Annotated in this window: 15 protein-coding genes; 7 read left to right on the top strand and 8 right to left on the bottom strand. The window is 64.8% G+C overall.

The window, feature by feature from the left end:
- Positions 1–6: 6 nt before the first annotated feature.
- A complete protein-coding gene (gene gcvA / locus AC6CIE_RS12840; protein WP_175124613.1) occupies positions 7–933 on the bottom strand; it encodes a transcriptional regulator GcvA in 927 nt (308 codons plus the stop codon).
- Positions 934–1,170: 237 nt separating this feature from the next.
- Here gcvA and AC6CIE_RS12835 point away from each other — a divergent pair, with 237 nt between their 5' ends.
- The 5 genes from AC6CIE_RS12835 to AC6CIE_RS12815 all read left to right on the top strand — a co-directional run bounded on the left by AC6CIE_RS12835 (position 1,171) and on the right by AC6CIE_RS12815 (position 6,134).
- Positions 1,171–2,160 (top strand): Bug family tripartite tricarboxylate transporter substrate binding protein, encoded by a 990-nt coding sequence (locus tag AC6CIE_RS12835; protein ID WP_498092333.1) that lies wholly within the window; start codon positions 1,171–1,173, stop codon positions 2,158–2,160.
- 67 nt (positions 2,161–2,227) lie between these two features.
- Positions 2,228–3,103 (top strand): N-formylglutamate amidohydrolase, encoded by an 876-nt coding sequence (locus AC6CIE_RS12830; protein ID WP_175138766.1) that lies wholly within the window; start codon positions 2,228–2,230, stop codon positions 3,101–3,103.
- Positions 3,104–3,259: 156 nt separating this feature from the next.
- Positions 3,260–4,378: a Re/Si-specific NAD(P)(+) transhydrogenase subunit alpha gene (locus AC6CIE_RS12825; protein WP_498092332.1), complete on the top strand. Its 1,119-nt coding sequence runs from the start codon at positions 3,260–3,262 to the stop codon at positions 4,376–4,378.
- A 2-nt stretch (positions 4,379–4,380) separates the two neighbouring features.
- Positions 4,381–4,698 carry an NAD(P) transhydrogenase subunit alpha part 2 gene (locus AC6CIE_RS12820; protein WP_006224972.1) on the top strand — a complete coding sequence of 106 codons (318 nt, stop codon included), beginning with the start codon at positions 4,381–4,383 and terminating at the stop codon, positions 4,696–4,698.
- The gene (locus tag AC6CIE_RS12815) at positions 4,695–6,134 is read left to right on the top strand and encodes an NAD(P)(+) transhydrogenase (Re/Si-specific) subunit beta (RefSeq protein ID WP_175138768.1); all 1,440 of its coding nucleotides are present in this window, start codon (positions 4,695–4,697) and stop codon (positions 6,132–6,134) included. Before AC6CIE_RS12820 ends, AC6CIE_RS12815 begins: the two co-directional genes overlap by 4 nt.
- A 27-nt stretch (positions 6,135–6,161) precedes the next feature.
- Here AC6CIE_RS12815 and glcF read toward each other — a convergent pair whose 3' ends face one another.
- From glcF to tldD, 6 genes are all read right to left on the bottom strand, one after another.
- Positions 6,162–7,397, bottom strand: a complete 1,236-nt coding sequence (glcF, locus tag AC6CIE_RS12810; protein WP_498092331.1) for a glycolate oxidase subunit GlcF — start codon at positions 7,395–7,397, stop codon at positions 6,162–6,164.
- 6 nt (positions 7,398–7,403) lie between these two features.
- On the bottom strand, positions 7,404–8,510 hold the full coding sequence (gene glcE / locus AC6CIE_RS12805) for a glycolate oxidase subunit GlcE (RefSeq protein ID WP_367351703.1): 1,107 nt from the start codon (positions 8,508–8,510) through the stop codon (positions 7,404–7,406).
- Between the two features lie 12 nt (positions 8,511–8,522).
- A complete protein-coding gene (locus AC6CIE_RS12800) occupies positions 8,523–10,022 on the bottom strand; it encodes an FAD-linked oxidase C-terminal domain-containing protein (RefSeq protein ID WP_175138771.1) in 1,500 nt (499 codons plus the stop codon).
- Positions 10,023–10,203: 181 nt separating this feature from the next.
- Complete coding sequence (locus AC6CIE_RS12795; RefSeq protein WP_175124621.1) at positions 10,204–11,613, bottom strand: FAD-binding oxidoreductase; 1,410 nt, start codon at positions 11,611–11,613, stop codon at positions 10,204–10,206.
- A gap of 167 nt (positions 11,614–11,780) precedes the next feature.
- A complete protein-coding gene (gene aroG / locus AC6CIE_RS12790; protein ID WP_175124622.1) occupies positions 11,781–12,854 on the bottom strand; it encodes a 3-deoxy-7-phosphoheptulonate synthase AroG in 1,074 nt (357 codons plus the stop codon).
- Between the two features lie 247 nt (positions 12,855–13,101).
- Entirely contained in the window at positions 13,102–14,562 is a 1,461-nt protein-coding gene (gene tldD / locus AC6CIE_RS12785; RefSeq protein WP_175124623.1) for a metalloprotease TldD, read from the bottom strand.
- A 745-nt stretch (positions 14,563–15,307) separates the two neighbouring features.
- Between tldD and AC6CIE_RS12780 the strand changes: the two genes are divergently transcribed.
- Positions 15,308–15,691 carry an H-NS histone family protein gene (locus AC6CIE_RS12780; protein WP_218345091.1) on the top strand — a complete coding sequence of 128 codons (384 nt, stop codon included), beginning with the start codon at positions 15,308–15,310 and terminating at the stop codon, positions 15,689–15,691.
- Positions 15,692–15,780: 89 nt separating this feature from the next.
- Here the strand turns inward: AC6CIE_RS12780 and AC6CIE_RS12775 are convergent, their stop codons facing one another.
- Positions 15,781–16,416 (bottom strand): DUF4136 domain-containing protein, encoded by a 636-nt coding sequence (locus tag AC6CIE_RS12775; protein WP_498092330.1) that lies wholly within the window; start codon positions 16,414–16,416, stop codon positions 15,781–15,783.
- Positions 16,417–16,567: 151 nt separating this feature from the next.
- On the opposite strand from AC6CIE_RS12775, the gene pepN reads away from it, so the two are divergent.
- Positions 16,568–19,273 (top strand): aminopeptidase N, encoded by a 2,706-nt coding sequence (gene pepN / locus AC6CIE_RS12770; RefSeq protein ID WP_498092329.1) that lies wholly within the window; start codon positions 16,568–16,570, stop codon positions 19,271–19,273.
- Position 19,274: the final 1 nt, after the last annotated feature.

Genomic DNA, 19,274 nt, shown 5'->3' with positions numbered 1-19,274 from the left:
ATGCGGCTATTTTAGATCGGACAAGGCGTCTTCCCGCGGCTGCGGTTCGGCGGCGCGCGACACTTCCATCAGCCAGGCGCGGAAGGCCTGCAGGGTGGGCAGATTGGCTTTCTGCTCGGGGTAGCACAGGTAATAGCCCATCCGCGCGCGGATCGGCAACTGCATCGCGATGGCCAGCTTGCCGTCGCGCAGCTCGTCCTCGATCAGGCAGCGCGGGATCAGCGCCACGCCGAAGCCCGCCGCGGCGGCCTGCGACAGCAGCGCGTACTGATCGAACCGGGCGCCTTCCAGGCTGCGCCGCGTATCGCAGCCGGCCTGCTCGAACCAGTCGCGCCAGCCTTCCAGGGCCGACGTATGGTGCAGCAGCGGATATGCCAGCAGGTCTTCGGGCGACTGGCACCCGCCCGCGATCAGGCGGGGACTACAGACCGGCAGGATCTCGCGGCCCACGATGTAGTCCGCGCCGCTGCCGGGCCACAGCCCCTCGCCGAAGCGCACGGCGGCGTCCAATTCGGGTGTGGAGAAGTCGTAGCCCTGGCGGTGCGGCAGGAATTCCACGTGGATGTCGGGCCGCAGGCGCATGAAGGCTGTCAGCCGCGGAATCAGCCACCGCGCGCCAAACGTCGGCATACAGGTCAGGTTGAGCGTGCCGCCGCGCCCCTGGTGCGCGATCAGCTCGACGGTGGCCGCTTCGATCTGGCCGAGACCGGCCTGGATCTTGGCCAGATAGCTGCGGCCTGCTTCGGTCAGAACCAGGCCTTGCCTGATTCGTAGGAATAGCTCAACGCCGACGAACTCTTCCAGATGTTTCACCTGTTTACTCACGGCCCCCTGTGTCACGCACAATTCCTGCGCGGCGCGCGTGAAACTGCTGTGCCGGGCGGCAACTTCGAACGCCTGGAGATCCGTTAAAGAGGGACAGAAACGCCTCATCTGCAGCCCCCACCGAATGTGGGGCTCCCTTGCCCTGCGGGCATGATGACGGCAAAGGCCGACGCGACGAATGTTACAAAAAAGTAACGCTGGCGACGGCCTGCCGAAAAGAGGTATGAAAAAAAGTCATAGCTTACGGAGAATCTTTCGTTTGCGCAAACCTGGCCGCCAGGAAAGAATCGTCGGGTTTGCGTCTGCCTTTGCGCATCCGCTGTTCATTCATTAGTAGGGGAATTCATGCAACGCCGTAATGTAGTCCTGAGCCTGTGTGTCGCCGCCGCGACCCTGGCCACGCCGCTGACCTCGGGTATCGCGCACGCTGAAGATGCGTATCCCAGCAAGCCCATCCGCCTGATCGTTCCCTTCCCGCCCGGCGGCACCACCGACATCGTCGGCCGCCTGTTCGCCGACAAGCTCGGCAAGGAACTGGGCCAGACCGTCGTCGTGGAAAACCGCGGCGGCGCCGGCGGCTCGATCGGCAGCGCCTTCGTCGCCAGCAGCGCGCCCGACGGCTACGTCCTGGGCATCGCCACCGTCAGCACGCACGGTATCAACCCGGCCATCTACCCGAACCTGCCGTTCGATGGCGAGAAGGACTTCACGCCCGTCTCGAACCTGGCTGCCGTGCCGAACATCATGACCATCAACCCGAAGGTCCAGGCCAAGACCATCGCCGAATTCATCACGCTGGCCAAGAGCCAGCCCGGCAAGCTGACGTACGCGTCGGCCGGCAACGGTTCGGTCTCGCACATGATGGGCGAACTGTTCAAGATGGCCTCGGGCACCGACCTGATGCACGTGCCGTACCGTGGCGTGGGCCCCGCGCTGAACGACGCGCTGGCCGGCCAGGTCGACGTCATGTATGACAACCTGCCCTCCACGCTGCCGCACGTCCAGTCCGGCCGCCTGATCGCCATGGCCGTCGCCTCGCCGCAGCGCGTCGCCTCGCTGCCCAACGTGCCCACGTTCGCCGAAGCCGGCCTGCCGGCCGTGAACGACGCCTCGTGGTTCGGTCTGGTCGCCCCGGCCAAGCTGCCCGCCCCCGTGCTGGCCAAGCTGAACGCCGCCGTCCAGAAGGTCAGCGCCGAAGAAGACGTCAAGAGCCGCCTTGCCGCCCTCGGTGCCTCGCCCGCTGCCAACACCCCGGCCGAATTCGGCGCGCAGATCTCGGCTGAAATCGCCAAGAACAAGCGCATCGCCAAAGAAGCCAACGTGAAGATCGACTAACCGGTCTTCGGTCCTCGCGTGCCCGTGGCGCGCGAGGACCTCCGATTCACGAACGCAGTACCCCCATATGCGACTTACCCAGCCCCTGTCCTACCGCTTCGACCTCCCGCAGCACTATCCCGATTCGGAAATCTCGGTCCCTCTCGTGCTGGATTCCCCGCACAGCGGCACGACCTACCCCCCCGATTTCGCCGCCGCGGTGGACTTTGGCGCCTTGCGCACGGCCGAGGACACCTGGGTTGACGATCTGTGGGGCGACGCCATCGAGATGGGCGTGCCGATGATCGCCGCGGCGTTCCCGCGCGCCTATATCGACGCCAACCGCGCCGCCGACGAGATCGACGAATTGCTGCTGGACGCGGCATGGCCCGACGCAATCAACCCCTCGCCCAAGGTCAAGCTGGGCAAGGGTCTGATCTGGCGCATGCTCGATGACGGCACCCCGCTGTACAACCGCAAGCTCACGGTGGACGAAGTGCGCCACCGCATCGATGCCTGCTGGAAGCCCTATCACGCCGCGCTTGGTCAGGTGCTGGACAACGCCCACCGCAAGTTCGGCAAGGTCTGGCACATCAACTGCCACTCGATGCCCAGCGTGGCCGGCGCCTTCGCCACCGATCGCCCGGGCCTGGTCCATCCCGACTTTGTGCTGGGCGACCGCGACGGCAGCACCAGCGATCCAGCCTTCCGCGAATTCATCGCCGCCTGGCTGCGCGAGCGCGGCTACAACGTCACCGTGAACGATCCCTACAAGGGCGTGGAACTGGTGCGCGCGTTCGGCCGCCCGCAAGAAGGCCGCCACAGCCTGCAGATCGAGATCAACCGCAAGCTCTACATGGACGAAGTGTCGCTTCGTCCGACCGACAACTACGGCCGGCTGAAGGCCGATCTGCGCGACCTCACCGCCGCGCTGATCACGTGGACCCGCGCGCAGACGGCATAAGCAACGCCGCCCGTCCGCACGCCGGGTTGCAAGACCCCCGCCCCATGGTTCGCCATGGGGTTTTTTTTTGGCCGCGCGCAAGCGGCCAAAACGGGGGAGGCGTGAGAGCGCACATTCCGTGTATAACTACGGCGAACCTTCTGAGGAGAGGCGTCGATGCACATCGGGATACCTAAGGAAACCCGAGACGGGGAAACCCGTGTCGCAGCAACACCGGAGACCGTCAAGAAGTACGTGGGCGGCAGGCACACCGTCGTTGTGGAAAGTGGAGCCGGCGCCGCCGCCCGCTATCTCGATGATGCCTATGTCGCCGCGGGCGCCACGCTCGGTTCAGCCCAGGATGCCCTGGGCGCCGAACTGGTCATGAAGGTTCGCGCGCCCGCCCCCGAAGAGTTGGCCCACATGAAGCCGGGCGCCGTGGTCGTGGGCATGCTCGACCCCTTCGACGCCGAAGGTCTGGCGCAAATGGCCGCCGCGGGCCTGACCGGCTTCGCGCTGGAAGCCGCGCCGCGCATCACCCGCGCGCAAAGCCTGGACGTGCTGTCGTCGCAGGCCAACCTGGCCGGCTACAAGGCCGTGCTGCTTGCGGCCCATCACTACGGCCGGCTGATCCCCATGATGATGACCGCCGCCGGCACCCTGAAAGCCGCGCGCGCCGTCGTCCTGGGCACTGGCGTGGCCGGCCTGCAGGCGATCGCCACCGCCAAGCGGCTGGGCGCAGTGGTCGAAGCCTCCGACGTGCGGCCCGCCGCCCGTGAACAAGTCGAATCGCTAGGCGCCAAGTTCATCGATGTGCCGTTCGAGACCGACGAAGAGCGCGAGATCGCGCAAGGCACGGGCGGCTACGCGCGGTCCATGCCGCCCGCCTGGATGGCGCGCCAGGCCGCGCTGGTGTCCGAACGCTGCAAGCAGGCGGACATCGTCATCACCACCGCGCTGATCCCGGGACGCCCCGCCCCCACGCTGGTTTCGGCGGACACGGTCGCGGCCATGAAGCCGGGCTCGGTGCTGGTGGATCTTGCCGTCGAACGTGGCGGCAACTGCCCGCTGTCGGAAAAAGGGCAAATCGTCGAAAAGCACGGCGTGACGATCATCGGGCTGACCAACCTGCCCGGCCTGGTCGCGACCGACGCCTCGGCGCTCTACGCGCGCAACATCCTGGATTTCCTGAAGCTCATCATCAATGCGGACGGCGCGCTGGCGATCCAGCGCGACGATGAAATCGTGGCAGCCTGCCTGGTGTGCGAAGGCGGCAATGTGACGCGGAGGACGTGACCATGGAAGCGATCAACCCCACCCTGATGAATCTGATCATCTTCGTGCTGGCCATCTATGTCGGCTACCACGTGGTCTGGAACGTCACGCCCGCGCTGCACACGCCGCTCATGGCGGTCACCAATGCCATTTCCGCGATCATCATCGTCGGCGCGATGCTGGCCGCAGCGCTGACCGAAGGCGGACTGGCGCGCGGCATGGGCGTATTCGCGGTGGCGCTGGCCGCCGTCAACGTCTTTGGCGGTTTTCTCGTGACGCGGCGCATGCTTGAAATGTTCAAGAAGAAGGACCGCAAGCCGGGCAAGGAGGAAGCGAAATGATCTCGCTGAACCTCGTCACCCTGCTCTACCTGATTGCCTCGGTCTGCTTCATCCAGGCGCTCAAGGGCCTGTCGCATCCCACTACCTCGCGTCTGGGCAACGCCTTCGGCATGGCCGGCATGGCGATCGCCGTGGTGACCACCGCGGCGCTCATCATTGGGCTGGCGCGCAGCGGCACGGCCACGATCGGGCTGGGCTGGGTCGTGCTGGGGCTGCTGGTCGGCGGCTCCATCGGTACGCTGATGGCCAAGCGCGTCGAGATGACCAAGATGCCCGAGCTGGTCGCCTTCATGCACAGCATGATCGGCCTGGCGGCGGTCGCGATCGCCGTGGCCGTCGTGGCCGAGCCGCACGCCTTCGGCATCGCGCCGCCCGGCATGGCCATCCCGACCGGCAACCGCTTCGAGCTCTTCATCGGCACGTTCGTGGGCGCCATCACGTTCTCGGGTTCGGTCATCGCCTTCGGCAAGCTGTCCGGCAAGTACAAGTTCCGGTTGTTCCAGGGCGCGCCCGTGGTGTTCCCCGGCCAGCACATGCTGAATCTGGCGCTGGCGCTGGCGATGCTGGGTTGCGGCCTCTGGTTCATGCTCACGCAGGAATGGACGCCGTTCATCATCATGACGCTCATCGCCTTCGTGCTGGGCGTGCTGATCATCATCCCGATCGGCGGCGCGGACATGCCGGTGGTGGTGTCGATGCTGAACAGCTATTCGGGCTGGGCGGCGGCGGGCATCGGCTTTTCGCTGAACAACCCCATGCTGATCATCGCCGGCTCGCTGGTGGGCTCGTCGGGCGCCATCCTGTCCTACATCATGTGCAAGGCGATGAACCGGTCGTTCTTCAACGTGATCCTGGGCGGCTTTGGCGGGCAAGCGGGCGGCGGCGCGGCGGCAGGCGATGCGCAGCAGCGCAGCGTCAAGTCGGGCAGCCCGGACGACGCGGCGTTCCTGATGACCAACGCCGAAAGCGTCACCATCGTGCCGGGCTACGGCCTGGCTGTCGCGCGGGCCCAGCATGCGCTGAAGGAACTGGCCGAAAAGCTGACCGCGCGGGGCGTGACCGTGAAGTACGCGATCCATCCGGTGGCCGGCCGCATGCCCGGCCACATGAACGTGCTGCTGGCCGAGGCCGAAGTGCCTTACGACCAGGTCTTCGAGATGGAAGACATCAACAGCGAGTTCGGCCAGACCGACGTGGTGCTGGTGCTGGGCGCGAACGACGTGGTCAACCCGGCCGCCAAGAACGATCCCAAGTCACCCATCGCCGGCATGCCCATCCTCGAGGCCTACAAGGCGCGCACGGTCATCGTGAACAAGCGCTCCATGGCCTCAGGCTATGCCGGGCTGGACAACGAACTGTTCTACATGGACCGCACGATGATGGTCTTCGGCGACGCCAAGAAGGTGCTCGAAGACATGGTCAAGGCCGTGGAGTAACCCCAACGCCAGGCGCTGCGCGGGCGGCTAGCCCTGCGCAGCGCGGCGCAACTGCTCGTCGACCACTTCGACCCAATGACGCACCGGCGTATCGGTGCCGCTTTGCAGATGGCCGATGCACCCGATGTTGGCCGACAGGATCACATCGGGACTGCCCACCGCGATGGCGCCCAGCTTGCGGTCGCGCAGTTCCAGCGCGATGTCCGGATTCAATACCGAATACGCGCCCGCCGATCCGCAGCACAGATGCTTGTCCGCGAACGGCTGCAGCTCAAATCCCAGATCGACCAGCAATTGCTCTGACAACGGCCGCAGCCCTTGCCAGTGCTGCAACGTGCACGGCGGGTGAAACGATGCCCGCGTACCGGCCGGCAGACGCGACCGCAACATGTCGGCGTGCGGCGCGACGATCTCCGCCACGTCCTTCACCAGCGCCACGATGTCGGCGGCTTTCTGCGCATACGCCGGGTCGTGACGCAGATGGTGCGCGTACTCCTTGACCATGGCGCCGCAGCCCGACGCATTCATGACGATGGCCTCGACCTTGCCGTCCTGCACCAGCGGCCACCACGCGTCGACGTTGCCGCGCATCTGCGCCACGGCTTCGTCCTGCGCGTCCAGGTGGAAACTGACCGCGCCGCAGCAACCGGCGCCCGGCGCGATGCGCGCGCCGATGCCGACCGCATCCAACACGCGGATGGTGGCGGCGTCGATGGTGGGCATCATGGCCGGCTGCACGCAGCCCGCCAGCATCAGGACCTGACGATCGTGTCGCGCCACCTGCGGTAGCGGTCCGGCGTCGCGGCGTTCCGGCACCTTGCGCCGCAGGGCCTGGGGCAGGATGCCGCGCAGGCTCTGACCCAGACGCATGGCCGGCGCGAACATCGGCGACAGCATTGCCTTGCGCAGCAGCGTGCGCCTGGTCTTGTCGCCCCACGACCGCTCCACGCGCTCGTCCACGATCTTGCGGCCGATGTCGACGAGGTGGCCGTACTCGACGCCGGACGGGCAGGTGGTCTCGCAATTGCGGCAGGTCAGGCAGCGGTCCAGATGCTGCTGCGTGGATTGCGTGGGCTCCTTGCCCTCCAGCACCTGCTTGATGAGATAGATGCGTCCGCGCGGGCTGTCCAGTTCGTCGCCCAGAACCTGATACGTGGGACAGGTGGCCGTGCAAAAACCGCAATGCACGCAGCGGCGCAGAATCGCGTCCGCCTCGTTGCCCAGATCGGTGCCGCTCGCCCAGGAGGCCAGATTGGTTTGCATGATGTCCTACAGCTCCAGGACCAGGCGGCCGGGGTTGAAGAGGCCGGCGGGATCGAGTTCCTGCTTCAGCCTGCGGGTGATTGCGCCGACACCCGGCGCAAGCGGATGGAACACGCCATCGGCGGGCGGCGGGGTATCGGCGGGCCGGAACAGCGTCGCGTGGCCGCCGTGGCGGGCCGCCGTCTCGCGTAGTTCAGCGGCATCGCGCGGACCGCTCAGCCAACGCTGGCCACCGCCCCACTCCACCAGCGTCGGCCCCAGTTCCAGATCGACGGTGGTTGGCGGCAGGGCCAGCCGCCACAATGGCCGGTCTGGCGCAAAGAACGGGTGCGTCTGCTCGCGCAACGACCGCCACCATGCGTCGGCCGCATCCGGCGCCAGTACATCGCCGCCGATCAGCGCTCGCGCGCTGGCCAGCGCGGGCGGCGCGCCCGACAGGCGCACCATCGTCATGCCGTCCGCGCCGTCGGCATCGCTTGACCAGCTCGATGCCGAGATCGGCAGCGGCTTGCCCCGCCAGAAGGCAAAGTTGGCCAGTGCCTGCGCCTGCGTCGCGGGCAACGCCAGCGTCATCTCTTCCATCGGCTTGGGCACGACCTTCAGCGACACCTCCAGGATGGCGCCGAAGATGCCGTGCGAGCCGGCCAGGAGGCGCGACACGTCATAGCCCGCCACGTTCTTCATGACCTCGCCACCGAAGGAAAGGATACGTCCTTCCGAATCCAGCAGTTGCGCACCGAGCACGAAATCCTTCAAGGCGCCGGCGCTCATGCGGCGCGGGCCCGACAGGCCGGCCGCGACGCAGCCGCCCACCGTCGCGGTCGGCGCAAAATGCGGCGGCTCGAAAGCCAGCATCTGGCCGTGCTCGGCAAGCGCGGCCTCCAGTTCGGCCAGCGGCGTGCCGGCGCGCACCGTGACGACGAGTTCGGATGGGTGGTAGCTGACGATGCCGCGGTACGGCGTCATATCCAGCAGGCAATGGCCATCCTGCGGCCGCACGGGACGGTAGTTACCGTAGAACCGCTTGCTGCCGCCGCCCATCACGAACAGGGGTTTGTGGCCGGCACGGGCCGTCATGACCTGGTCGCACAATTCCGACAGGACAAAATCCATAAGGGATACGTCCTAGAAACGGGCGAGATCGGGGAAGCGCAGTTCTCCCGCATGGACGTGCATCTTGCCGTATTCGGCGCAGCGTGCCAGCGTGGGGATGACCTTTTCAGGATTCAGCAGGCACGGCGGATCAAAGGCCCGCTTGACTGCCAGGAACGCGTCGAGTTCTTCGCGAGAGAATTGCACGCACATTTGATTTATCTTCTCCATTCCCACACCGTGCTCTCCGGTCACGGTTCCTCCCACTTGCACGCACAGCTCAAGGATGGCCGCACCGAATTTCTCGGCGCGCTCCACCTCGTCCGGCTTATTCGAATCGAACAGGATCAGCGGATGCAGATTGCCGTCGCCAGCATGAAAGACGTTGGCGCATCGCAGGCCGAATTCGTCTTCCATCTGTTCAATGGCGCCCAGTACGCGCGCCAGATGACGGCGCGGTATCGTGCCGTCCATGCAGTAGTAATCGGGCGACACGCGCCCGGCAGCGGGAAACGCGTTCTTGCGCCCCGCCCAGAATTTCAAGCGTTCCGCCTCGGATGCCGACACCTGGCAGCGCGTGGCGCCGGCTTGCCGGAACACGGCCTCCATGCGCGCGATCTCGTGCGCCACCTCTTCGGGCGTGCCGTCCGATTCGCACAGCAGGATGGCCTGCGCGTCCATGTCGTAGCCCGCGCGGACAAACGGCTCGACCATGTGGGTGGCGCGCCGGTCCATCATTTCAAGACCCGCCGGAATCATGCCTGCCGCGATCACCTGCGTGACCGCATTGCCTGCCGCCTCGACGCTGGAAAAACTGGCCATGACGACCTGCTGGCAGGCCGGCTTGGGGATGAGCTTGACGGTCACTTCGGTCACGACGCCCAGCATGCCCTCTGACCCGACGAACACGGACAACAGGTCCAGTCCGGGCGCGTCCGGCGCGTGCGATCCCAGTTCGACCACGTCGCCGTCGATTGTGACCACACGCACGCGCAGCACGTTGTGCACAGTCAGGCCGTATTTCAGGCAATGCACGCCGCCAGAATTTTCCGCGACGTTGCCGCCGATGGAGCACGCGATCTGGCTCGATGGGTCCGGCGCGTAATACAGCCCATACGGCGACACGGCTTCGGAGATCGCAAGATTGCGCACGCCCGGCTCGACGATCGCGGTCGTGCTGGCCAGGTCGATATGCTTGATCCGATTGAATTTGGACAGCCCAAGCAACACGCCTTGGCTGTGCGGCATGGCGCCGCCCGACAATCCCGTTCCGGCGCCGCGCGCGACAATAGGCGCGTTCAGGCGCTTGCAGATGCGCATGATGGCCTGCACCTGCGCTTCCGTTTCGGGCAGGGCGACGACCGCGGGAATCGAGCGGTAAAGGGATAGGCCATCGCATTCGTAAGGACGGGTGTCTTCTTCGCGATAAAGCACACAGTGCGCGGGCAACGCGGCCGACAACGCCTCGATGAGCTGCTGCTGCGAATAAGGCGCCTGCACTTGTGCCAGGCCGGTTTCGACCAGTGAATTCATGAGCGCAACAATAGCGCGTGTGCCCATGTTAATCAGGCCGGGATTTACCCGCACCTGACGCATTTACCGGCATTTGCGGCCAGTTCATACGTAACCGGCCGTAAACCGTGAAGCAGCCTGTCGCGTAAAAGCAGCAGGCGCTGACGGATCGAGGGAGGCGTTTGCAGCCTCCCCCTGTTGATTACCAGGACACGATCTTGCCTGGATTCAGGATGTTGTTCGGGTCAAACGCGTGCTTCAGACTGCGCATCAGATCCAGCGCGTCTTCGCCGTGTTCTTCCGCCATGAACTGCATCTTGTGCAGGCCGACGCCGTGCTCGCCCGTGCAGGTGCCATCGGCAGCGATGGCGCGGCGCACGAGGTTGTGATTGATCGCTTCCGATTCCTGCCATTCCTGCGCGTTGTCAGCGTCCAGCAGCATCAGCACATGGAAGTTGCCGTCGCCCACGTGGCCGACGATCGTGTACGGGAAGCTTGCGCGGTCCAGTTCCTCGACGGTGTCGCGCACGCAGTCGGCCAAACGCGAAATCGGCACGCAGACGTCGGTGGTGCTGGCGCGGCAGCCGGGACGCAACTGCAGGCCCGCAAAATACGCGTTGTGGCGCGCAGTCCAGAGGCGGCTGCGGTCTTCGGGACGCTCGGCCCATTCAAAGTCCATGCCGCCGTGTTCGGCCGTGATGGCCTGCACGGTTTCGGCCTGCTCCTGCACGCCGGCGGGGCTGCCGTGAAACTCAAATACCAGCAGCGGCGTTTCGCGCAGGGTCAGCTTGCTGTGCAGGTTGACGGCACGCACGCTGGCGGCGTCCATGAACTCGACGCGCGCGATCGGCACGCCCATCTGGATGATCTCGATCACGCTCTGCACGGCGGCGTCCAGCGTCGGGAAATTGCAGACGGCGGCGGACACGGCTTCGGGCTGTGGATACAAGCGCACGGTCACTTCGGTGATGATGCCGAGCGTGCCCTCGCTGCCCACGAAAATGCGCGTCAGGTCGTAGCCGGCCGACGACTTGCGGGCGCGGCCCGCGGTGCGGATGATGCGGCCGTCCGCGGTGACGACGGTCAGCGACATGACGTTTTCGCGCATCGTGCCGTAGCGCACGGCGTTGGTGCCCGACGCGCGGGTGGCGGCCATGCCGCCCAGGCTGGCGTCAGCGCCCGGGTCAATCGGAAAGAACAGACCGGTGCTGCGGATCTCTTCGTTAAGCTGCTTGCGCAGCACGCCGGCCTGCACCGTGGCGGTGAGGTCTTCGGCGTTGATGGCGAGGACCTTGTTCATCTGCGACAGGTCCAGGCTGATGCCGCCCTGGATCGCAAGAATGTGGCCTTCGAGCGACGAGCCGGCGCCGTACGGGATCAAGGGAACGCGGTGCTCGTTGCACACCTTGGCGACGAATGCCACATCTTCCGTCGAGTGCGCGAAGACCACGGCGTCGGGCAGCATGGCGGGGTAAGGCGATTCGTCGCGGCCATGGTGTTCGCGCACGGCAGCCGATTCCGACAGGCGGTCGCCAAAGTGCGCACGCAAGGCATCCAGACAGGCGGCCGGAACCGCGCGGCGCAACGATTCGGCGTGCAAGGGAGCGTTCATGATCTCGTGGTTTCCCGGGTTCGATAATCCGAATATTCTACGCCGCCTCGCGTGCTGCGCCGCACACCGTCCCAGGCTGAGGGTGCGCGGCGTGAATCCCCCTCATTTTCCGGAATCGCTTGCCGGAATCGCTTGCCGGAATCACTTGCCGGATTTACTTGCCGGATTTACTTGCCAGAGGTCAGCGCCACGCGGCGGCGTTCGCGCACGGCTTGCGCCAGGCGCTCCAGCACGGCCACGGACGCATCCCAGTCGATGCAGCCGTCGGTAATGCTCTGGCCGTACACCAGCGGCTGCCCCGGCACCATGTCCTGGCGGCCGCCCAGCAGATGGCTTTCGACCATGACGCCGACCAGGCGCGCATCGCCGGCTTCCATCTGGCGCGCCACATCTTCGACGACGAGCGGCTGATTCTCCGGCTTCTTGCTGCTGTTGGCGTGGCTGGCGTCGACCATGATGCGCTGCGCGAGACCGGCCTTGGACACGTCCTGGCAAGCGGCGTCCACGCTGGCCGCGTCGTAATTCGGCGTCTTGCCGCCGCGCAGGATGACGTGGCAGTCCTCGTTGCCCGCCGTGGACACGATGGCCGAATGGCCGCCCTTGGTCACCGACAGGAAATGGTGCGGCTGCGAGGCCGCCTTGATCGCATCGACGGCGATCTTCACGTTGCCGTCCGTGCCGTTCTTGAATCCCACCGGACACGACAGGCCCGACGCCAGCTCGCGGTGCACCTGGCTCTCCGTCGTGCGCGCCCCGATCGCCCCCCAGGAGACCAGATCCGCGATGTACTGCGGCGTAATCATGTCCAGGAACTCGCATCCCGCCGGCAAGCCCATGCTGTTGATGTCCAGCAGCAGTTCGCGGGCGACGCGCACGCCCTTGTTGATGTCGAAGCTGCCGTCCAGGTCGGGATCGTTGATCAGGCCTTTCCAGCCCACGGTCGTGCGCGGCTTCTCGAAGTACACGCGCATCACGATTTCCAGGTCCGCGCTCAGGCGGTCGCGCACGGGCTTCAGACGCTTGGCGTATTCGATGGCGGCGCGCGTGTCGTGGATGGAACACGGACCGATCACGACGATCATGCGATCGTCCATGCCGTGCAGGATGCGGTGCATGCCTTGCCGCGCGGCGAAGACGGTCTCGGACGCCTCCTTGGTGCACGCGAACTCGCGCATCACGTGCGAGGGCGGATTCAGTTCCTTGATTTCTCGAATACGAAGGTCATCGGTGTTGTGCGACACGGTACTGCTCCTGGGTTGCCCGCCACGGCGGCATAAAAAAAAGCCGCCAGATTTGCTGGCGGCTTTTTTGGGGGGATTCTGTCCAAACTTCAGATTGAGCGCGTCCCTTCCTCCGCCAGCGGCTTCAGAAAACCAAAAAAATAAAAATAAAAGGCGGGGGACGCGAATTTCATGGGGACCGACTCTAGCACAGTTTTTTGAGGGCGTCACGCCGGATTTTTGCCGGATGCCGCCCCCATTTATGGCATCAGGCCGTGCCGCCGACCGTCAGGCCTTCCATGCGGACCGTCGGCATGCCGACACCGACGGGCACGCTCTGGCCGTCCTTGCCGCAGGTGCCCACGCCAGAGTCCAGCTGCAGGTCGTTGCCGATCATGGTGACGCGGTTCATGGCGTCGGGGCCATTGCCGATGAGCGTGGCGCCCTTGACCGGATACGTGACCTTGCCGTCTTCGATCATGTAGGCCTCGGAGGCCGAGAACACAAACTTGCCGTTGGTGATGTCGACCTGGCCGCCGCCAAAGTTGACGGCATACAGGCCCCGCTTGACCGAGGCGACGATTTCGTCGGCGGGCTTGTCGCCGGCCAGCATGTACGTGTTGGTCATGCGCGGCATGGGCAGGTGCGCGAAGGATTCGCGGCGGCCGTTGCCGGTGGCGGCGGTCTTCATCAGGCGCGCATTCAGCGTGTCCTGCATGTAGCCGCGCAGAATGCCGTCTTCGATCAGGACATTGCGTTGCGTGGCATTGCCTTCGTCGTCGATGTTGAGCGAACCGCGGCGGTCGGGAATCGTGCCGTCGTCGATCACGGTGACGCCCTTGGACGCCACGCGCTCGCCGATGCGGCCGGAGAACACGCTGGATCCCTTGCGGTTGAAGTCGCCTTCCAGGCCATGGCCGACGGCTTCGTGCAGCAGGATGCCGGGCCAGCCCGAGCCCAGGACAACCGTCATTTCGCCGGCCGGTGCGGGACGCGCCTCGAGGTTGACCATGGCTTCGTGCACCGCGCGCTCGACATAGCCCTGCAGCATCTCGTCGGTGAAGTAGGCCAGGCCCAGCCGGCCACCGCCGCCGGCGTGACCCATTTCGCGACGGCCATTGCGTTCGGCAATCACGGTGAGCGACAGGCGCACCAGGGGACGCACGTCTGCGGCCAGGCGGCCGTCGCTGCCCGCGACCAGCACCACGTCATATTCCGCGCCCAGTCCGGCCATGACCTGGATCACGTGGGGATCGCGCGCCCGCGCCATGCGCTCGATGCGCTCGAGCAGTGCGACCTTTTCGGGCGCGCTGAGGCTGGCGACGGGGTCGATGTCCGCATACAGGCTACGGCCCATCTCGGCCTCGACGTGAGCGGCGACCTTGACCTTGCCGGCGCCGCGGCGCGCGATGCCGCGCACGGCGTGCGCCGACGACAGCAGCGCGTCGGGCGACAGGGAATCCGAATAGGCGAATGCGGTCTTTTCCCCGCTGACGGCCCGGACACCCACGCCCTGGCTGATGGAGAAACTGCCCGTCTTCACAATCCCTTCTTCAAGACTCCAGCCTTCGCTGCGCGTGTACTGGAAATACAGGTCGGCGTAATCGACCTTGTGGGTGAAGATTTCACCCAGTGCCCGCGCCATGTCCGCTTCGGTCAGACCCCAGGGGTCGAGCAGAAGGGATTTGGCAGTGGCCAGGGAAGCAATGGCGGGATCGATGATTTTCATAGGCTCAGTTCAGGAACGGCACCGGGGCCGCGCATGCGCGTCATGGCGCTCAAGACCGTATCGTACCGCCGACAAGGACCGGCGTCGCGCCGGAGACCAAAAGTCGCGGTGCGCCGTAGTGGCAAATGCGGCACGCCATGCGGGACAAAATGATCTCGCATTATCTTGCCCATACAGATGGGGGCGGCATACTGGGCATCAAGTTAAGTATCAAGTTAAGCAATTGCGCCCGGACCGCATTGCCTATCAGACGATTTCGATCTTGTCGTACGACCTGACAACAAAATGAAATCCGAGGGACGGAACACCGTTGTTCCAGGGGTATACCAACGCAGGGGGGTCACAAAGCCATAATGTATAACGCGTGCGTTTGCGACAAATTCAGCACGCAGCGAGCGCTCGGTTATTGACGCCAGACTCGCATCGATAGTTCCCCGCGCTGGCTTGCAGACGGACGATTTCGTCAGCCTGCAAGCCATTCTTGGGGTTGTCCGACAATCAACGATCCCAATGCAAACCCGTTAGCCAAGCAGCCGGTTGTTTCAGTTTGTCCCAAATTTAAGATATTGCTTCCTATGTTGTGAAAATTGCGGCGACCCGCAAGCGATAAGTCTTCCCGCGCTTTTGATACAAAGTAATTAGTCTGAGAATGACGATACCCCGACTTAAATTCTGTATTATGCGAAGCACAACAAATAAATAACTTCGCCGGCGATTAAAGCAGTTCCATAATCAGGAATAAACCATGGCCCGAGAAACCTACGCAGCTCTGCAAGCAAAGATCGAAAAGGAAATCAACAAGCTCCAAAAGAAGGCCGAAGTCCTCCAGACGAAGCGCCGCAAGCCGGTGATCACGTCCATCATCACGTCGATGCGCGAGTACGACATCACGCCTGAAGAAATCATCGCCGCGTACGGCGCCGGCAAGCCCGCCCGCGCTGCCACGGGTGGCCGCCGCAAGGCCGGCGCCCCCGCCCGCGCAGGCGGCGCCGCGAAGCGCGCGGTGGCGCCCAAGTATCGCCACCCGCAAACCGGAGAAACCTGGAGCGGCCGCGGCAAGGCGCCGCGCTGGCTCGCTGCCGAAGAAGCCGGCGGCGCAACCCGCGAGAGTTTTCTTATCAAGGAATAAAACCTATTCCTCAGTAAGAAATAAAAACGGCGCACCATCATGGTGCGCCGTTTTTATTTTAGGAAACCACCGCCGAGAACCTTCCCGGCTCAACGCGCGGGGAATTGAATCTCGCGTTCAGCGCCGTTATTGCCGGGGAAATTGTCGAATATGGCGCGCACCAGATAGGGCATGGTGCGAAGCAAATCGTCGCGCTCGCTCAATATGAAGGCGGTCGAACGGTATACCTCGGCACCGCCCTGCTGGGTATCCCGTATGAAGAGCGACAGCGAATTGCGCTGGACCACCATGGGCACGTCGACCCAGTCCGGCCCCCAGAAACCCGCGCCCATGCCCCACGGTCCTGGCCCATAAAAACTGCCATAGCCGCCATAGAAATACGGATCGTACGGACGGCGCACCATCACCTGCGTCTGTGTGGTGCCATAACGGAACGACACCTCGAAGCGGGCCTTTACGCCTTGGCGGGCTTCGACCAGACCCGTAGCGCCGATACCCGCGCGCACCATGTCCTGGAACGACTGATATTCCAGATTATTGATTTGGGATGGGTCGGCGGGAACAAACTGATAGGTCTGGCCTTCGACAGCCGCCGGCCATTGCTGAAACGACGTCACGCGGGCCGAGACGGTCGGCGCGGCGCAGCCCGTCAACGTCATCGCCCCCAGGACGGCAAGAATACCGGCCCACCGGCCAAGACTGCTGAACCAAGACGACCTGGACATTTGCAACTCCTTCAGCGCACGACGGCGCCATCATAACGAGCTTTGACATAAGCGCTTGCCAAAAGTTTTCAGGCTAGCCCGTAAGCCCAAGGTTCCGCTCATCGGCCAGCCACTACAATAGCCTTCTTGTTCATACAGGACTGCAAATCCCATGCGCACCGACACGCCCGTTACCGTTTACCGCAAGGATTACCAGCCCTACCCCTACGAAATTCCCGAAGTCGCCCTCGCCTTCGACCTCGCGCCCGACGCGACCGAAGTGCGCTGCACGATGCACGTGCAGCGCAGGCCTGAGGCCAGCGCAGACGCCGCCCTGATCCTGGACGGAGAAGAGTTGGAACTCGTGTCGGTAGGCGTGAATGGCGAGCCGCTGCCCGCCGCCAGCTACCAGCTGTCCGAGCACACCCTCACGCTGCGTGGCCTGCCCGCCGACGCCACGGTTGAAATCGTCAGCCGCTGCAAGCCGTCCGCCAACTCCACCCTGATGGGTTTGTACGTGTCGGGCGGCAATTTCTTCACGCAATGCGAGGCCGAAGGCTTCCGCCGCATTACGTGGTTTGCTGACCGCCCCGACGTCATGTCGCGTTATCGCGTGACGCTGCGCGCGCAGCCCGAGTATCCCGTGCTGCTGTCCAACGGCAACCTGATCGCCTCGCGCCAGCTGCCCGACGGCCGCAACGAGGTCGAATGGGAAGATCCGTTCCCCAAGCCCTGCTATCTGTTCGCGCTGGTGGCGGGCAACCTCACGCATCGCGAAACCACAGTCAAGACGGTCAGTGGCCGCGATGTGCTGCTGCAGGTCTACAGCGACCCCGGCTCCGAAACCAAGACCGAATGGGCGCTGGATTCGCTGGTGCGTTCGCTGCGCTGGGACGAAAGCCGCTTCGGGCTTGAACTGGACCTGGACCGCTTCATGATCGTGGCCGTCCATGACTTCAATATGGGAGCCATGGAAAACAAAGGCCTGAATATCTTCAACGCGGCTTACGTGCTGGCCGATCCGCAGACGGCCACCGACGCGAACTACGAAGGTATCGAATCGGTCATTGGGCATGAATACTTCCACAACTGGACCGGCAACCGCGTCACCTGCCGCGACTGGTTCCAACTGAGCCTGAAAGAAGGCCTGACAGTCTTCCGCGACCAGGAATTCAGCGCTGACATGATGGCGCGCGACATGGACGCCGCAGCCGCGGCCAGCGCGCGCGCCGTCAAGCGCATCGATGACGTCGTGGCGCTGCGCGCCGCGCAGTTCCCCGAAGACGCCGGCCCCATGGCGCATCCGATCCGTCCGGAAAGCTACCAGGAGATCGGCAACTTCTACACGGCCACCGTGTATGAAAAAGGCGCAGAGGTCATCCGCATGCAGCACACGCTGCTGGGCGAAACCGGCTTCCGCGCGGGCATGGACGAATACTTCCGCCGCCACGACGGCCAGGCCGTCACGTGCGACGATTTCGTCGCCGCTATGGAATCGGTTTACGTCAAACAGCATCCCGGCCGCGACCTGTCAGTGTTTCGCCGCTGGTACCGGCAGGCCGGCACGCCCCGCGTTTCGGTCAGGCTCGATCACGACGCCGCCGCGCGCTGTTGCACCGTGACACTTACCCAGTCGTGCCCGCCCGTCGGCGTCGAAAAGAAGGCCGGCCCCGACTACGTCAAAGCGCCCTTCCACATTCCCTTTGCGATCGGCCTGCTGGACCGCGATGGCAACGCGCTGCCGCTGCGCCACGAGGGCGCCGTCGTGGACACCGCACTGTTGGAACTGACCACGCAAAGCCAGCAATGGGTGTTCGAAGATATCGCCGAACGGCCCGTGCCTTCGCTGCTGCGCGACTTCTCCGCGCCGGTCATCGTGGATTACGACTGGTCCAACGAAGAACTGGCGCTGCTGTCCGCACACGATGGCAATCCGTTCGCGCGGTGGGAAGCCGGCCAGGAACTGGCCACCCGCCAGATTCTGGCGCTGGCGGACGCCCGCCAGGCGGGCCGTACGCTGCACGCCGAGGCGGCTTTCATCGACGCCTGGCGCGCGTTGCTCACCGATCCCGCACTGGATGCCGCCTACCGTGCGCGCGCCTTGGCGCTGCCGTCGGAAAAGACACTGGCCGAACGCATGCAGCAGGTGGATCCGCCCGCTCTGGCCGTGGCACGCGACTTCCTGCGCGCCGAACTGGGCCGTCAACTCCGGGCCGAGTTCCGCCGCGCCTTCGACGAGAACCAGACGCCGGGCGAGTACAGCCCTGCCCCGATTCCCGCCGGCATGCGCGCCCTGAAGAATCTGGCGCTCAGCCACCTGATGGCGGCCGGCGAGCCCGAACCTCAGCGCCTGGCCGAACAACAGTACGCCAATGCGGGCAACATGACCGACAGCATGGCCGCGCTGACTGCCCTGATCAATTTCGGACAAGGCGACTTCCCGCAGCAGGCCCTGGCCGCTTTCTATACGAAATGGAGCGCCAATCCGCTGGTGGTGGACAAGTGGTTCGCGTTGCAGGCGGCCGCCCGCTCGACAACCGTGCAGACCGCCCGCGAGCTGATGAAGCACCCGGCCTTCACGCTGCGCAACCCCAATCGCGCCCGCGCGCTGATTTTCCAGTTCTGCCTCAACAACGCCCGCGGCATGCACCATCCGGACGGCTCGGGCTATGCCTTCTGGGCCGAGCAGGTGCTGGCGCTGGACGCGCTGAACCCGGAAATCGCCGCGCGCCTGGCACGTGCGCTGGACAACTGGTCGCGCTTCGTCCCCACGCTGCGCGTGCCCATGCAGGCCGCGCTTGAACAAGTGCGCCAGCACGACGGCCTGTCGCGCAACGTGCAGGAAATCGTATCCAAGGCTTTAGAATTCGCCGCATAGG

This window comes from Achromobacter sp. GQ309, from assembly GCF_059759315.1.
The sequence above is the reverse complement of the archived record's forward strand: the minus strand, read 5'-3'. Positions and strand labels throughout refer to the sequence as shown.

Bases quoted from the DNA above. Each gene is read 5' to 3' on its own strand.
- gcvA (WP_175124613.1), bottom strand. From the start codon at position 933: ATGAGGCGTTTCTGTCCCTCTTTAACGGATCTCCAGGCGTTCGAAGTT.
- AC6CIE_RS12835 (WP_498092333.1), top strand. From the start codon at position 1,171: ATGCAACGCCGTAATGTAGTCCTGAGCCTGTGTGTCGCCGCCGCGACC.
- AC6CIE_RS12830 (WP_175138766.1), top strand. From the start codon at position 2,228: ATGCGACTTACCCAGCCCCTGTCCTACCGCTTCGACCTCCCGCAGCAC.
- AC6CIE_RS12825 (WP_498092332.1), top strand. From the start codon at position 3,260: ATGCACATCGGGATACCTAAGGAAACCCGAGACGGGGAAACCCGTGTC.
- AC6CIE_RS12820 (WP_006224972.1), top strand. From the start codon at position 4,381: ATGGAAGCGATCAACCCCACCCTGATGAATCTGATCATCTTCGTGCTG.
- AC6CIE_RS12815 (WP_175138768.1), top strand. From the start codon at position 4,695: ATGATCTCGCTGAACCTCGTCACCCTGCTCTACCTGATTGCCTCGGTC.
- glcF (WP_498092331.1), bottom strand. From the start codon at position 7,397: ATGCAAACCAATCTGGCCTCCTGGGCGAGCGGCACCGATCTGGGCAAC.
- glcE (WP_367351703.1), bottom strand. From the start codon at position 8,510: ATGGATTTTGTCCTGTCGGAATTGTGCGACCAGGTCATGACGGCCCGT.
- AC6CIE_RS12800 (WP_175138771.1), bottom strand. From the start codon at position 10,022: ATGAATTCACTGGTCGAAACCGGCCTGGCACAAGTGCAGGCGCCTTAT.
- AC6CIE_RS12795 (WP_175124621.1), bottom strand. From the start codon at position 11,613: ATGAACGCTCCCTTGCACGCCGAATCGTTGCGCCGCGCGGTTCCGGCC.
- tldD (WP_175124623.1), bottom strand. From the start codon at position 14,562: ATGAAAATCATCGATCCCGCCATTGCTTCCCTGGCCACTGCCAAATCC.
- AC6CIE_RS12780 (WP_218345091.1), top strand. From the start codon at position 15,308: ATGGCCCGAGAAACCTACGCAGCTCTGCAAGCAAAGATCGAAAAGGAA.
- AC6CIE_RS12775 (WP_498092330.1), bottom strand. From the start codon at position 16,416: ATGTCCAGGTCGTCTTGGTTCAGCAGTCTTGGCCGGTGGGCCGGTATT.
- pepN (WP_498092329.1), top strand. From the start codon at position 16,568: ATGCGCACCGACACGCCCGTTACCGTTTACCGCAAGGATTACCAGCCC.